The organism is Verrucomicrobiia bacterium (assembly GCA_035946615.1).
Taxonomy (GTDB): domain Bacteria; phylum Verrucomicrobiota; class Verrucomicrobiia; order Limisphaerales; family UBA8199; genus DASYZB01.
This window is the reverse complement of the sequence record DASYZB010000125.1, coordinates 1-14030: the sequence shown is the minus strand read 5'-3', so window position 1 is coordinate 14030 and position 14030 is coordinate 1. Positions and strand designations below refer to the sequence as shown.

Annotated in this window: 15 protein-coding genes, 1 tRNA gene and 1 pseudogene; 11 read left to right on the top strand and 6 right to left on the bottom strand. The window is 58.6% G+C overall.

All coding sequences use genetic code 11. The features are described 5' to 3' along the window. Positions 1–36: 36 nt before the first annotated feature. The 4 genes and pseudogenes from arsS to VG146_18385 all read left to right on the top strand — a co-directional run bounded on the left by arsS (position 37) and on the right by VG146_18385 (position 2808). Positions 37–990, top strand: a complete 954-nt coding sequence (gene arsS, locus VG146_18400; GenBank protein HEV2394324.1) for an arsenosugar biosynthesis radical SAM (seleno)protein ArsS — start codon at positions 37–39, stop codon at positions 988–990. A 13-nt stretch (positions 991–1003) separates the two neighbouring features. After that, a pseudogene (locus VG146_18395) lies at positions 1004–1231 on the top strand (VTT domain-containing protein). Between the two features lie 45 nt (positions 1232–1276). Continuing rightward, positions 1277–2590, top strand: coding sequence for a TIGR04283 family arsenosugar biosynthesis glycosyltransferase (locus VG146_18390; GenBank protein HEV2394323.1), 1314 nt, complete (start codon positions 1277–1279; stop codon positions 2588–2590). Further along, entirely contained in the window at positions 2587–2808 is a 222-nt protein-coding gene (locus VG146_18385) for an STAS/SEC14 domain-containing protein (protein HEV2394322.1), read from the top strand. Before VG146_18390 ends, VG146_18385 begins: the two co-directional genes overlap by 4 nt. Before the next feature lie 176 nt (positions 2809–2984). On the opposite strand, the gene VG146_18380 is transcribed toward VG146_18385, so the two are convergent. The 4 genes from VG146_18380 to VG146_18365 form a co-directional block, all read right to left on the bottom strand. Next, a tRNA-Met gene (locus tag VG146_18380) sits at positions 2985–3059 on the bottom strand. Positions 3060–3077: 18 nt separating this feature from the next. Beyond that, positions 3078–3476: an ATP-binding protein gene (locus VG146_18375; GenBank protein HEV2394321.1), complete on the bottom strand. Its 399-nt coding sequence runs from the start codon at positions 3474–3476 to the stop codon at positions 3078–3080. A 410-nt stretch (positions 3477–3886) separates the two neighbouring features. Then, positions 3887–4990 (bottom strand): aldose epimerase family protein, encoded by a 1104-nt coding sequence (locus VG146_18370; protein HEV2394320.1) that lies wholly within the window; start codon positions 4988–4990, stop codon positions 3887–3889. A 362-nt stretch (positions 4991–5352) separates the two neighbouring features. Beyond that, a complete protein-coding gene (locus VG146_18365) occupies positions 5353–6819 on the bottom strand; it encodes a C45 family autoproteolytic acyltransferase/hydrolase (GenBank protein HEV2394319.1) in 1467 nt (488 codons plus the stop codon). A gap of 141 nt (positions 6820–6960) precedes the next feature. On the opposite strand from VG146_18365, the gene gatA reads away from it, so the two are divergent. Further along, on the top strand, positions 6961–8424 hold the full coding sequence (gene gatA / locus VG146_18360) for an Asp-tRNA(Asn)/Glu-tRNA(Gln) amidotransferase subunit GatA (protein ID HEV2394318.1): 1464 nt from the start codon (positions 6961–6963) through the stop codon (positions 8422–8424). A 214-nt stretch (positions 8425–8638) separates the two neighbouring features. Here the strand turns inward: gatA and VG146_18355 are convergent, their stop codons facing one another. Together VG146_18355 and VG146_18350 are read right to left on the bottom strand one after the other, a co-directional pair. Further along, on the bottom strand, positions 8639–9094 hold the full coding sequence (locus tag VG146_18355; protein ID HEV2394317.1) for a DUF6496 domain-containing protein: 456 nt from the start codon (positions 9092–9094) through the stop codon (positions 8639–8641). A 113-nt stretch (positions 9095–9207) separates the two neighbouring features. Further along, a complete protein-coding gene (locus tag VG146_18350; protein HEV2394316.1) occupies positions 9208–9390 on the bottom strand; it encodes a hypothetical protein in 183 nt (60 codons plus the stop codon). 386 nt (positions 9391–9776) lie between these two features. On the opposite strand from VG146_18350, the gene VG146_18345 reads away from it, so the two are divergent. The 6 genes from VG146_18345 to VG146_18320 form a co-directional block, all read left to right on the top strand. Further along, on the top strand, positions 9777–10157 hold the full coding sequence (locus VG146_18345) for a RidA family protein (protein HEV2394315.1): 381 nt from the start codon (positions 9777–9779) through the stop codon (positions 10155–10157). A 12-nt stretch (positions 10158–10169) separates the two neighbouring features. Then, positions 10170–10646, top strand: a complete 477-nt coding sequence (locus VG146_18340; GenBank protein ID HEV2394314.1) for a hypothetical protein — start codon at positions 10170–10172, stop codon at positions 10644–10646. Between the two features lie 7 nt (positions 10647–10653). After that, positions 10654–12015, top strand: coding sequence for a DNA recombination protein RmuC (locus VG146_18335; protein HEV2394313.1), 1362 nt, complete (start codon positions 10654–10656; stop codon positions 12013–12015). Between the two features lie 189 nt (positions 12016–12204). Further along, positions 12205–12579: a BlaI/MecI/CopY family transcriptional regulator gene (locus VG146_18330; GenBank protein ID HEV2394312.1), complete on the top strand. Its 375-nt coding sequence runs from the start codon at positions 12205–12207 to the stop codon at positions 12577–12579. 37 nt (positions 12580–12616) lie between these two features. Continuing rightward, a complete protein-coding gene (locus VG146_18325) occupies positions 12617–13600 on the top strand; it encodes an Ig-like domain-containing protein (protein HEV2394311.1) in 984 nt (327 codons plus the stop codon). A gap of 127 nt (positions 13601–13727) precedes the next feature. Then, positions 13728–14030: molybdopterin molybdenumtransferase MoeA (locus tag VG146_18320; protein HEV2394310.1), on the top strand; the 303-nt coding region annotated here is incomplete at its 3' end.

Here is a 14030-nt window from a genome sequence, read left to right as displayed (position 1 = left end):
ATAACCGGGTCCCTTTTGGCTCTCATTTGCGTGGGTATGCATCGTTTTGACAAAAAGCTGATGGAGCATGGATTTGCCCTTCGTCGGGGGCGCCTGCAAACGCTCCAGATCAACGTCGGGCGCAAGTGCAACCAGGCCTGCCGCCATTGCCATGTGGATGCCGGCCCCTGGCGCACCGAGATGGTCAACCGCACCGTGGCGCATCGTATCGGGGAGTGGATTGAGCAGCATCATCCCCCGATTGTGGACATCACTGGAGGCGCGCCGGAATTGAGCGAATTCTTCCGCTGCTTCGTCGAGACCGGGCGGGCTGCGGATGCTCACGTGATTGACCGCTGCAATTTAACCATCATCGAGGAACCGGCCTATGCGGACCTGCCGGAGTATTTGGCCGGCCATGAGGTCGAAATAATCGCCTCGCTGCCGTGCTACACCGCCGAGAATGTGGCGAAGCAGCGCGGGCAGGGGGTCTTCGAGAAAAGTATCTCCGCCTTGAGGAAATTAAACGCGATTGGCTATGGGACCCGGCTGCCCTTGAACCTGGTCTATAACCCAATTGGCCCCCTGTTGCCTGGGCCTCAAGCTGAGCTGGAGTCGGACTACAAAGAAATCCTCGGACGCGATTTTGGGATCGTCTTCAACCGCCTGTTTACCATCACCAACCAACCCATTGCGCGATTCGCCGAGGACTTGCGGCGGCAGGGCAAAGCCGAAGAATACATGTCGCTTTTGGCGAGCAGTTTCAACCCCGCCAATCTTGATGGCCTCATGTGCCGCACGACCTTGAGCGTGGGTTGGATGGGCGAGGTGTACGACTGCGATTTTAATCAGATGCTCGGGATGCAGGTGCGCAATGGCAAGCCCCTCTACTTGTGGGACGTGACGCCCGAGCTTTTGGAGGGGTGGGCGGTGCGCACGGGAGAGCATTGTCTGGCATGCGCCGCCGGCTGCGGCAGCAGTTGCACTGGGGCGCTGCAACGGAGCGCGTGATAATTTGCCCTGCCTGGCCTTGGGGGCCACGTGCGCTTTCCTGATTGGCCGCTACTTCGCTCGGGAGACCATCGCCAGAAAAATCGAGGGGAATGAGAAATTCGCTGCCATAGACAAAGCCGTCGCCGACGAGGGCTGGAAGATTGTCTTCCTCACACGGCTCTCATCGGTTTTTCCGTTTACATTGCTGAACTACGCCTTTGGTTTGACCCGTGTGAAGCTGGGCCAGTACGTGATGGGACACTGGCTCGCCTGGCAACGCCAATAGCGGTATTCTTTCACAATTGTGGCGAATGGCGTTCGACGGATAATTCTTTTTGCCCGATTCCCTGAGCCAGGCCGGGTGAAGACTCGGCTCATTCCGGCACTCGGGCCGCAGGGCGCGGTCAGGCTGCATCGGCGATTGGTCCTGCGCACCCTGCGCATCGCTGAGGCGGCTTGCCGGGCGTGCCATGCGCAATTGGAGGCCCGTTTCGATGGGGCCAACGAAGCGGCGATGCATCATTGGCTCGGAGATGATTTTCGCTGCCGCCCGCAAGTGGAGGGGGACCTCGGCAAGCGCATGGCCGGCGCCTTCGAGGACAGCTTCCGCGAAGGCTCGCGTGCCACCATCATTATCGGGACCGATTGTCCCGGGTTGACTCCGCAAATCCTGGCAACCGCGTTCGAAACGCTTGCCCAACACCCGGTCGTGTTCGGCCCGGCAACAGATGGGGGCTATTATCTGGTTGGGCTGGTTCGCGAAATCCCGGAACTGTTTCGCGGGATTCCCTGGGGCAGCAATCGTGTTCTGGCTGAGTCTGTGCAGATTCTCAAGGCAAACGGCGTCACCCCGGGCTTGTTAGCGCAACTGGATGATATCGATCGCCCTGAGGACTTGGAGGTGTGGCGCCGGTTGAACGAAGCCGAATCATTGGGCGCTCGCCAGCTCTCCGTAATCATTCCTGCTCTAAACGAACAGGACCACATAATTGATATTTTAGAATCGGTTCAACGGGGCCTTCCGCTCGAAATCGTCGTCGCAGACGGCGGCAGCACGGATAATACCTGCAAGCTGGCAGCCGGTTTTGGCGCCTGCGTGATTTCCGGCAAACCGGGCCGCGCCCGGCAGATGAACGCAGGGGCGGCGAAGGCGGCTGGCACCCTGCTTTTGTTCCTGCATGCGGACACCATTCTTCCTCAAGGCTGGAGCCGAGTTGTTATCGAGACATTACAACGCCCCGGAGTGGTGGCGGGAGCCTTTGGTTTTGGTGTCGCAGGAGACTTTCGCGGGAAGCGCATCCTGGAGTGGGCCGCCAATTGGCGCTCGCGTTGGCGTCAGATGCCCTATGGCGACCAGGCCCTCTTTCTACGCCGTGATGTTTTCGAAGAAGAGGGCGGGTTCGCTGATTTGCCGATAATGGAAGACTACGAGTTCGTCCGACGCTTGCGTGGCCAAGGCCGAATTTTGACCGTTAAGGAGCGGGCGCGCACTTCGGCTCGCCGATGGCTGCGCCTCGGAGTCATCCAAACGACTTTGCGCAATCGGCTGATGATCGTTGCTTATCATCTTGGCGTCCGTCCGCATAAGTTGGTTAAGATTTATCGAAGGGGCGCTTGACGCTCAAAGAGCACGGCAAGATTCGCGTCTCGATCGAGATGCTTGATTTCCACGGCTGGACCGCGGACGTGTTGTGGCAGGACACCAAATTTCATGCCAAGCATTTCAGCGACATTGAGCGCGTGGCCATGGTTGGGGAAACCAAGTTAAACCAAGTGGCAGCATGCAATGGCTGTGTTCTGCAAACCATTCACGGCCGCCACGGTTCGTTACTTTGATCGAACGGCGATTGACCAGGCGCGCGCGTGGCTGATCTCGGCGTAAGGGGTTGCAGATGGAGCTGCAACAGCCGGCGGGAAACTGCCAGCTCGTGCAACTCGAATGCCTTCGTTCAGCGCTGGGGGCGCCGAAAGCGTGTGGGGACGCGTGCTGACATCTAAGGGATAACCTCGAATGGTGCCAGAGGAGGGATTTGAACCCCCGACCAAAGGCTTATGAGTCCTCTGCTCTACCCCTGAGCTACTCTGGCAAACCGTCGCCAGACAGGCTAAATTCGAGGGATTCTGCTGTCAAAAGAATACACGCCCGGCAACCCGCCAAGCGAGGGTCGCCTGGGCCTTGGCTCACGGAGAATTACCCAATTTATTGCGTTGCGCAGCGCCATTGCGGTCCTCATGCCAAAGCCGCGTCCCTCCACCAATTTTGTTCCACCGAAGGCAAACTGGAGCTCCGGGTTCCGATTGTGCATCGGGGCGGTGAAGGACTGCAGTTGTTCGAGGGTGACTGGAGCTAGCGGGGCGCCCGGGCTTTTCACCGTGACCGTGTCGGGCGTCACCACAAGATGGCAGATGGCGCCGGTCAGATCGTAGTCGCGGTGAACCAGCGCGTTGATGATCCCCTCGCCGAGGAGCTCAAAAGGCAAAGCTGGGCGGTCCTCCCGTGTCATGCGGCTGCAGTCGATCACATTGGGCAACCTCGGCGACAACCATTGTTCGACCAGGTCGGGCACCAGGGTAAGGGAGAGACCAAGGCGCGTCGGCGAGCGCGGTGGCCCGAAAGGACCACCGTGCCAACAGAAATCTGTACACCTGTAACACCCATTACAAAAAGTCACGCAATTATGCGCTGAATGTCGCTGAAAGCTGGATAAGTTGCACGGAAATTTCGAGAAAAAGAGTCAGTCTGTTTAACCCTTGAAACGTTGGGCTATTCTCCGGATGTCCCCCCGGGACATGGATTGCCAGTCACAAATCTTTATCGGATGTCCATCCGGAACAAGGATTGCCAGTCAAGAATCTGTGGCCATTGACTGTAGGCATTCATATCCCCATGAAGGCCGGCGATTGGCCTTTCGGCTCAGAACCCAAATTTGAGCACCGTCAGGGCGTGGTAAGTCTCACCCGGCCTGAGAATGGTGGAAGGGAACTGGGGCTTGTTCGGCGAGTCGGGGAAATGCTGGCACTCGAGGGCGACTCCCAGGTGACTGGGATAAGAATAGCCACCGGGTCCTTTGAAGGCGCCGCTGGGGAAATTGGCGGTGTACATTTGAACTCCAGGCTGGGTGGTAAAGACCTCCATGGCGCGGCCCGAGTTGGGGTCTTGGAGTTTCGCGCAAAAGGCGAGGTCGCCGGGTGTTTGGTGCTTCACCACGAAACAATGGTCATAACCGCCATTGAACTGTTTCTCTTTGATTTGGTTGATGCGTTCTCCAATGGGATGAGGGGAGCGGAAATCCAGGGGCGTGCCTGCCACAGGGGCCATCTGGCCTGTCGGAATCAGCGTTTCATCCGCAATCAGGTAGCGGTCGGCATTCACCGTCAGAACCTGGTCCAGCACCGTGCCCGATTCTGCTCCGCCAAGATTCCAATAGGCGTGGTTGGAGAGATTTACCGGTGTAGGCTTATCGGTCGTTGCGCTGTACTCCATTCTCCACTCGTTTTGATTATTCAATTTGTAAACCACCGTGCAGCGCAGGGTGCCGGGGTAGCCGTTTTCACCATCTTTACTGGTGTGGGTTAATTTCACCGCAACGAACCCCGGGCCTTTGAGCGGTTCGGCCTCCCACACCTGTTTGTCGAATCCCCTGGGGCCGCCATGGATATGGTTGGGTCCGCCGTTGAGCGGGAGCGAGTAGGTCTGGCCGTCGAGGGTGAAGCGGCCTTTGGCGATGCGATTTGCGTAGCGCCCAAGCAAGGCCCCGAAGCAGGGACTCCGATTCTCATAATCGGCAACCGACTGGCAATTGGCAGTGATGTTGGTGAGGTGGCCGGCGCTGTCCGGTGTTTCCATGGAATAGATAATCGCGCCGTAAGTGATTACTTTTGCGGTGATCCCGCGTTCATTGCGCAGAGTAAACAAATCCACGGCCTGCCCGGCGCTGGTTGCGCCAAAAGAGGCTTTGGTAATGCTCTGGGCGGAGGTGGTTTCAGCCAAGGCATTCGAGGAGATCAAGTGGCTCATAAGAATGAATGCAAGCGTTGCGACCAGACTCGGGCGCGATGAAATGTGCATGAACCCATCTTGCGCAATTTAACCTGTTCGAGCAAGGGCCGAGCGGCGGGCCAATCCGTCCCGGGGCTTTCTGAGGCGCGTATTTCGGGTTGGCGTTGGTCTGGAGTGGAGATAACCTTCGGTTATGAGTGTTCCAGAGCTGAAGCGAATCGTAGATCGGGCGACACCCGAAGAGCGTCTCTTCCTTGAGCATTACTTGGCTCGTTTGCGTCGTGAGCAAGACCCCGAATATGCCGAAGAGCTTGCCCGCCGTCATCGTGAGACGGAAGCTGGGCAGAAGGTTTCCTGGAAACGTCCGGCTGGTCCAATCGCTATTCCCCCGAATGAAACTCCGTCCAAGGCTCTGAGGGCCGGCTTTTGAGGATGTCCTTCATCCAATCAAATTGCGGGTGAGCGGTAAGGTATTGATGAGCGTCAAATGGCCGCCCGCAGGCCGTGCCCCAGCGCGCGGCGAAACTCATGTGCTGGGCCATTGTGGCATCCACCACCTTCGCATCCACCGTCCCGGCGCAACCAAACGGCACCCCGGGCCAGGGACCGGCCGGCTCGCCTTCGAGTTCGAAATGCCCGCACAAAGTACGCCCATCAGGCTGTGTTTTGTCCAGGTACGTATCGTAATGGTCCGCCTCGAACTGCTTGGCCAGGGGCGCGTCAATGCGCCCGGCATATTGCTTGAGCAATTGTTTCCAACGCACCCGGCGGGCAACGCCTGAGGTCCGGATATCGGTTTCCTTGGTGCCGGTTTCAAAGCGAAGGAGCTTGAGGTCTTCGGCTACGTTCGAGCCCGCAAAATAGCCATCGCGTTTCTTTTCAAAGCCGACCTGTTTCAAGCCCAATTCGAGCCGGGCAATTTCGCGGGAGTGGATGTCTCCGAGCAGCCAGGCATTGGCATAACCGCCGTTGTTGCCCTGCCGCATAATATCGCACCATTGGTCGATTGAGCCGGCATCCTGAGTCGCGCGGCGCATCCGCACAAACTCCGGAGTGCCATTGGTGTCAAACCCCTCGAAATCGCCGATCGTTGTCTCCGAACCAGCCAGCCCGGCACCGGTGATGAAAAAATCCGTTCCACTGTGAATCCAACCCGGTTCGGTTTGCCAGAGAATGCGCTTTCCATGGGTTGGGACGATGTCAGCGATCACATTCGGAAACACATCGTTGTAATCCATCATCGTGTTATGCCCCAGCACGATATTGCCGTCGCGAGTGAATGAGCCGGTGGCGATAAAGGAACTGCACGATTCTCGCACAGAGGGGGGAGGCGCATCCTTGATCTTCTTCAGCTCGGTGGGCCACCAGTAGCCCGAGAGCTCGATAATCCCGTTATAGGTGATTAACTCCTCGCGGGTGCATGGCTTCCCCGCCATCGTCATCCCCTCGGCGATGCCGTCCAGCTCCGCCAAATCCTCCGGGTCGATACGCCGCTCAAACATCTCTTTGGCATGCTCGACCAGCCAGGGCCAGGTCATCGCGCTTTGATATTCCCAAATCATCCGCGTCGCGCGCAGGCCATCGGTTATTTCCGGCGCCAGCAGGTAGCCGTGCTGGAACCCCCGTTCCTTTGCCTCCCCTTCGATGTGCAGGTAAATCCAGCCATGCCGCTGGAAGCGGTGCCCCTTGGCCAGCCATTGTTGTTGCGCTTCCGTCAGTGGCGCCCCTGTTGCGTTCACGCCCCATAAAGCAATAAGCACTAATGCCAGAAAGCCCCGGTGAAAATTGGATTGCATCGTCCCAATAAACCAGCCCCAGCCACTCTTGGCAACTAATTGGTAGCTCAATTCCGGCTGCTGCTTAGGGCGTCGAACAACAGAGACGCGACAGCTTTCGGAAGGTCACCCCTACGACGGGGTTTGGTTGTGGACTCTTCAATATCTGCGGTTGACTCCACGGTGTCCGCAGTCAACCTTTCGGCGCCTGTCATGCTCAATCAACTGACGATTGCCCAAGTGGCCGAGCAATTGGCCCGCCGGGAAACCTCCTCGCGCGAGGTCGCGCAGGCCTGCTTGGAACGGATTCAGCGCGCCGATGCCCAGCTCGGCGCCTTTATCAGTTACGACCCCGCCGATATGCTGGCCCAGGCTGAGCGGGCGGACCAAGCCAGGGCGGCAGGTGAGAGCCAGTCGAATCGCCCGCTCCTGGGGGTGCCCATCGCCATCAAAGACGTCATTGCCGTCAAAGGCCAACCTCTCAATTGCGGCTCAAAAATTCTTGGGCAATTCGTCGCTCCCTACGATGCAACCGTCATCGAGAAGCTCAGGATGGCCGGCGCCGTGGTCTTTGGCCGGTTGAACATGGATGAGTTTGCGATGGGCAGTTCCACGGAGAACTCGGCATTTCAAATCACGCGAAATCCCTGGGACCCCTCGCGCATCCCCGGCGGCTCATCGGGCGGTTCGGCGGCGGCGGTGGCCGCCGATGAGTGCGTGGCGGCCCTTGGGTCCGACACCGGCGGTTCGGTGCGGCAGCCAGCGGCGTTGTGCGGCTGCGTGGGCCTCAAGCCCTCGTATGGCCGGGTTTCCCGCTACGGCCTGGTGGCATTTGCTTCTTCGCTCGACCAAATCGGCTGCCTCACAAAAACAGTTCAGGACGCTGCCACATTCCTCGAGGTTATCAGTGGACGCGACGAACGGGATTCGACCAGCGTCCCTCGGCCCGTGCCCCGTTACGGGGCCGTGCTGAGCGGCGACATTAAGGGCCTGAAGCTCGGGTTGCCTAAGGAATACATGATTGGCGGCCTGGAGCCGGCAGTCAAACAAGCCATTGCCGGCGCCATTAAGCAACTCGAGAACATGGGCGCCGAGTTTGTCGAAATCTCCCTGCCTCACACAGAATACGCCATCGCCGCTTATTACATCATCGCCACCGCCGAAGCCAGCGCCAACCTGGCCCGCTTCGATGGCGTTCGCTATGGCCGGCGCGTCGAGGGCGCCGACCCGCTTCAACTCTATGCAAAAACGCGCGGGGCCGGGTTCGGGGCTGAGGTCAAGCGGCGGATTATCCTGGGCACTTACGTGCTCAGCACCGGCTATTATGACGCTTACTACCTTCGCGCCCAAAAGGTCCGCACCTTAATCCGAACCGATTTCCTCAAGGCATTCGAAAAGGTGGATGCCCTCATCGCGCCCACCTCTCCCACAGCCGCCTTCAAGATTGGGGAGAAAGTCGATGACCCTTTGCAGATGTATCTGACGGATATTTACACGATCTCTGCCAACCTGGCCGGCCTGTGTGGCATCAGTCTGCCTTGCGGCTTTACTCAATCGCCAAAACTGCCGATTGGTTTGCAGGTCCTCGGCCCACCTTTGGGCGAAGAAACCATTCTCCGGGTGGCGCATGCCTATCAAGCCGCCACCAACTGGCACAAAGAGAAACCACCACGATAGGAGAGAAGCGAGAACTTAGCGCAGAGAGCGTGGCCGGTCCGCGGAATTCAAAGCCAGAGGACGTGGGAGGTGGAACTTAACACAGTCCGCGCGAAGCGTCGTGGACTGCGCCAGTCCTCTGGCGCTTTTAGGCCGCCCGCTGGACCGGGTTGCCAATGCGCACTCCAATAGAGCGACGTCCGGTGTGATGGGTCGGCCCTCTGAGCCGTCATCTTTACGAACGCCAGCGCTCCTGCGAGCGGGTTCGGGCAGCGCGCCGGGCGATAGCGCTTCGGCTGCGAGCACTGCGACGCCAAGCGGTGCTGCGGGCCTGGCGCGAAAGAGCGGCGTGCGACGCTGCGCTGCTCCCTTTGCGTTTGAGCGCCTTCAACCGGGCACGGGACCGCTTCGGTGAGGGCTTTTGGCCCCTCTGGCCCTTGCGATAGGCGCTGGCCGCGCTCCGACGTGTCTTTTCAGAGACCCGGCCTTTGCGAGGCGGAGGCAACTTTACGCCAGCCCGGCGAGCCTTCGAAAGGCCGATAGCAATGGCTTGCTTGGTTGATGCGGCGCCATGTTTGCCTTCGCGGATATGGTGCATCTCTTCACGAACGAATTCGCCCGCTTGGGTCGATGGCGCTTTGCCTTGCTCTTTATCGCTTTCCGCGCGCTTTAAGGTACTGATTTCAGCCATAACTCCCTTTTTGGTTTTGACTAGCATTCATCGCCTGCGCGCTCGATTCGACATGAACCGGGCGGGCCGACAGCTTCCACGAACGAATTGTTCCAGCACCGCTGCTGGGACTCCTAACCCAGCACCGGGGCGCTGGCCAAGCTCGACACGACAACCTGCTTGGGGTAACGCACCCCGTAGATGCTCTCGTGCAGCGAGAACTCCTCGACGCTGGCCTCGCCTTTATCGCAGACGGTTTCCGTCTTATTTTGGCGTTTGACTGGACGAACGCGTTCTGGGGACTTCTTGTCGTTCATAAGGTTTGGGGGATGGATTGGATTCGTGAGGACCGTTTGCGCGGATAGCCACCCGGGCGGCGGGCCTCGGCTCCTCCGCCGATTTCTGCGCTGCTGCAAGTTGGGTCTCCGCTGCCAGCCAGTTCTCCACATCGTGACCGGGAACTTTCCCGCTTTGCTCGTAAATCTCACGGGCCCGCTGGGCGATTTGCTCGTGAGTCGGGGTCGAACTAGAACTTTCCATTCTCTTTGCCATAAAGCCTCTTTATTGGGTTTGTTTGCTTTAATTCTTTCACATCGACAGGGTTCCGCAAACCGGAAACCAGCTTATTCAAAAACGGTTCCGCCTCACAATGGGGTGTTGACCTGACCCCCGGTCTCGCCACAGATTGATGCCTCAGACGTTTATGCCAAAGAAAATCATCAAGCCAGCCAAATCACCCCCGGCAGTCGGCCCTTATAATCATGCGGTCCGGTTTGGGGACCTCCTGTTCTGCGCCGGCCAAATCCCCATTGACCCGGCCACAGGCAACCTGGTCACGGGCGACATCAAAGCCCAGACCGAGCGGGTCCTGCAAAACGTGAAAACCATCCTCGAAGACCAGAACCTCACGTTCGCCAACGTGTTGAAGAGCACGGTCTTTTTGACCAACCTGGCCGACTTCGCCGGCATGAACGAGGTCTATTCGAAACATTTCACCGCGGATTACCCGGCGCGCTCGACCGTTCAGGTTGCTGCCCTGCCTAAAGGGGCCAATGTGGAGATTGAGATCGTCGCGCATTTTTGAAAGGGCAGGACAATGAAGCCAAAGAAGTCCTGGCAAGAGAAACTGGCGGACGCCAAGGGCCTCCCCAGAGTCAGTAAAGTGACTGGCAAAATGAGCAGGCGCTGGGGCGTAGGCACAATGGTCATCCCGGCCCCTGCCGAAGTGAATGCCTTGATGAAGCAGGTGCCAAAGGGCAAGATAGTCACGATAAACGAACTGCGCGCCGCTTTGGCAGTCCGGCATGGCGCAAGCTTTGCCTGCCCGATCACTACGGGCATCTTTTCCTGGATCGCCGCTCATGCCGCCAATGAAGCAGAATCTGAGGGCGCCAAACGCATCACACCTTATTGGCGGACGTTGAAAGCCGGCGGCGAATTGAATCCGAAATATCCGGGCGGTATCAAGGCAGTCCGACGGCGATTGAAACAAGAAGGGCACCGGTTTACCCGAAAGGGAAAGAGATTGCTGGTAGCCGGCTATGAAAGAGCCCTGTTCAGCCGATTTTTCTAATGCTTCCATGTCCGCTCTTACTTATATTTTAGCCGGAATCAGCCTCGGATTTGTTATCGGGTGGTTGTTCCGGGCGCTGCGCCACCCTGCTGCTGCAGATAACCGGCTCGAAACCGAATTTCGAAACCAACTAGCGCAACGTGAAGCCGATCTGGCAGCTTCGCGTTCGCGACTCACTGAAGCTATTAGTGCCCGGGCAGCCGAAGAGGCCAAAAGGAGGGCGGCTGAAGACCTGCTTAAAGCTCAAAGGGAGATACACGACAACGCCATGCGCCAGGCAAGGGAGGCGCAGGAGAGAGCTTTAACAGACTTGCGGCAGGCCTTTACCGCCCTCAGCTCCGAAGCCCTCAGGCAGCAGGCCCCGGAATTCTTGCGATTGGCGGGACAGAATTTCGAAAAATTGCAGGCCTCAGCCAAGGGCGAGCTTGCCCAAAGGCAAGAGGCCATCAAGACATTAGTGGAACCGCTCAAGCAGCAGTTGGAGACTTATCAACGGCGGCTGCAACAGGCTGAAACCGCGCAGGCCGCCGCTCTGGGTGAGCTGAAAAAACAATTGGAAACTCTTGGCCATCAAAACCTGACTCTCGCCCAGGAGACCCAACAGTTTCGCATTGTGCTCAAATCAAATCAGGCGCGTGGCCGCTGGGGAGAGGAAACCTTGCGCAGGGTGGTCGAAGCGGCCGGAATGAGTTCCCACTGCGATTTCGATGAACAAACGATGGCGGGCGATAGCAAACCGGACTTGGTGGTGAAATTGCCGGGAGACCGCGTCATCATTGTCGATGCAAAGGTCCCTGACCTGGATTTCCTGAGCGCGCTGGAGTCGGCCGACCCGGCCAAACGGGCGGAATCCCTCCTGGCTCACGCGGCCAGGCTCAAGGCGACCATCAAGGCCTTGGCTGAGCGCGATTATCCCGCCCAATTCCCAAACGCCCTGGACCACGTGGTGCTCTTCCTCCCGGCCGAGTCGCTCTTCAGCGCGGCCCTTGAAGGTGACCGGGACTTAATCGTTTGGGCTGCCGCCAAACGCATCCTGCTTGCCACCCCCGCCTCTCTCATCGCCCTTCTGCGCTCCGTCAGCGTCAGTTGGCAGCAGCACGCCCAAACCGAGAACGCTCAAAAAATTGGCGAGGCGGCGCAGGAGCTTTACCGCAGGGTGGCCAAATTCTCGGAGCACTTCAAAACGATAAGGTCAGGTCTGCAGACGGCAAATGCGGCTCTTAATGACGCCATCGGCAGCTACGAACGCATGATCCGTCCCAGCGGGGAGCGCCTGGTCAAGCTATCGGCCGCCGAACCGGTTAAGGAACTCGTTGAAATCCACCCCGTCGAGAGCGCTCTCCGCTTGCCTTCCAACGGACAGGACTGAACAGAGCCCTCGGGGGATTACCTTCAAAGCTCCCTGGAGAGGTATTTCCGTATTTCCGCCGAGGATTTGCCGCCTGGCGCAAAATCCGCTAAGCATTTGCCAAAAAATGTTCAGGGGTTAACTGTGGAAACTTCTTGACAGTCTGTTACAGGCGTAACATAAAGGTCTATGTTACGTATGTAACATAGCATGAAAAGACCAATCCGCATTTCCAATGCCGAGTGGGAGGTGATGGCCGTCGTGTGGCAGCGGGCGCCTGTTGCCGCGAGCGCAGTTGTCGAGGAATTGCACGAGCGCAAACAGTGGAGCCTGGCGACGGTGCGCACCTTGCTGAGGCGGCTCGTCAATAAAAGGGCCCTGGCCCAGCATTTTGACGGCAAGCGCTATCTTTATCGGCCGCTGGTTTCGATGGAGGCCTGCGTCCACCAGGAGAGCGAGTCGTTTTGGGACCGTGTTTTGGGCTGCGCCCCTTCCGCCGCCCTCATGCACTTGGTGAAGCGGGCTGATTTATCAAAAGAGGACATTCAGGAACTTCGCCGCATCCTGCGCGAAAAGGAGAAATGACCAAAACCACCTCCACCCAAACCTAACAACCTAACCAATGAAAACTCAAACAAACCTGACATCACGAATCATGCTCGGAGTCGCTCTCATGGGCCTCGCGGGCGGACTGGCCAAGCCGGCGCCGGCAAACGCCACGGACCTGCTCCAGCGCTATCCAACCACGCTGACGGGCGGCATCCTGCAGGGAAACCAGGCGCGCCCCTGGCAGTTCACTCCAGGCGATATCTACCAAATCTCGCGCTTTCATCTTGAAGTGGGCGGCCAGTTGAAAGTGGAAACTGGCGTGGCCAACGTCGGTATCGGCCACTGCGCCGACGGCGCGGTCTGCGCGATGCTCATCCCGCTCGAACCCGGCGCCCTGACGCGCCAGGGCGTCGGTTCGCCGGAGCAGATCGCGCACCTCTGGCTTCGATTTCATCCGAGCCAAATCAACCAATTATTTCCGCCAGACACGGTGCTCGGGCCAGCCACCAATAATCTCATTACCCAAATGCGCGCCATAGCGGCGGGCAAATTGAGGTCCAGCTATCATGCAGGCATTAACGTGATGATCCCGGAACCAAAGGACATGACGGTGGACGTGGATACTAAAGGCGGTCCGCGCCGCTTTTTCATGGTGGACACCCAAGCCAAGACCGCTCAATACGTCAATGCCTTCGAACGGCAAACGGTCCGGCTGCCTGCCGCTTCGGGCGCCCCGGGAACGGGGACGCCCAAGGTTGTCGCCACCATCCCAGCCGACGGGGCCACTGATGTCGATCCTGGCCTTGCCGAAATCACAGTGACCTTCGACCAGGACATGGGGGAAGGATGCTCATGGACCGGCGGCGGCCCGGAGTACCCGCCGTCGCCCCAAGGCGCGAGCGTCCAGTGGCGGGGCAAACGCACCTGCGCCCTGCCGGTGAAACTCGAGTCGGGACACCACTATCAGGTAGGGATCAATTCCCGAAGCTATCGTAACTTCCAAAGCGTATCCGGCCAGCCCGCTGAAATTTCGAGCATCAGCTTCACAACCAAATAACGCAGAGCCCGGCTTTTTCTCCTTTTGCATTGAACCTTTCTTTGCGTTCTCTGCGTTCCTTCGCGGCAACTCGCGGCAACTTCCTCATTTGCGGTTGCAAGCTGTTTGCGGTAATCCACCTTGCGTCATGCTCAAATTAGAAGAAGCCGTTGTGCGAATTCTTGAGGCCATTCCTGCTCCCAAGCGCCAGTCCGTTGCGCTGAACGCCGCCGACCGGCGCGTCCTACTCGACCGGCTGACCGCGCCCATCGACTTGCCCCCTTTCGACAATTCTGGAATGGATGGCTACGCCGTTCGTGCGGCCGATGTCGCCTTAGCCCGCCCGGAAACGCCTGTCTGCCTCCACCTCAGCGGACGCGTCCCGGCAGGCGAAAACTTCTCCGGTGACCTGGCCCCTGGGAGTTGCATCCGGCTTTTTACAGGGTCGCCT

What these genes read in the sequence shown, in the direction of transcription:
- arsS (HEV2394324.1), top strand. Translation starts at nt 37, where the DNA reads ATGCATCGTTTTGACAAAAAGCTGATGGAGCATGGATTTGCCCTTCGT.
- VG146_18375 (HEV2394321.1), bottom strand. Translation starts at nt 3,476, where the DNA reads ATGACACGGGAGGACCGCCCAGCTTTGCCTTTTGAGCTCCTCGGCGAG.
- VG146_18370 (HEV2394320.1), bottom strand. Translation starts at nt 4,990, where the DNA reads ATGAGCCACTTGATCTCCTCGAATGCCTTGGCTGAAACCACCTCCGCC.
- gatA (HEV2394318.1), top strand. Translation starts at nt 6,961, where the DNA reads ATGCTCAATCAACTGACGATTGCCCAAGTGGCCGAGCAATTGGCCCGC.
- VG146_18355 (HEV2394317.1), bottom strand. Translation starts at nt 9,094, where the DNA reads ATGGCTGAAATCAGTACCTTAAAGCGCGCGGAAAGCGATAAAGAGCAA.
- VG146_18350 (HEV2394316.1), bottom strand. Translation starts at nt 9,390, where the DNA reads ATGAACGACAAGAAGTCCCCAGAACGCGTTCGTCCAGTCAAACGCCAA.
- VG146_18345 (HEV2394315.1), top strand. Translation starts at nt 9,777, where the DNA reads ATGCCAAAGAAAATCATCAAGCCAGCCAAATCACCCCCGGCAGTCGGC.
- VG146_18340 (HEV2394314.1), top strand. Translation starts at nt 10,170, where the DNA reads ATGAAGCCAAAGAAGTCCTGGCAAGAGAAACTGGCGGACGCCAAGGGC.
- VG146_18335 (HEV2394313.1), top strand. Translation starts at nt 10,654, where the DNA reads ATGTCCGCTCTTACTTATATTTTAGCCGGAATCAGCCTCGGATTTGTT.
- VG146_18330 (HEV2394312.1), top strand. Translation starts at nt 12,205, where the DNA reads ATGAAAAGACCAATCCGCATTTCCAATGCCGAGTGGGAGGTGATGGCC.
- VG146_18325 (HEV2394311.1), top strand. Translation starts at nt 12,617, where the DNA reads ATGAAAACTCAAACAAACCTGACATCACGAATCATGCTCGGAGTCGCT.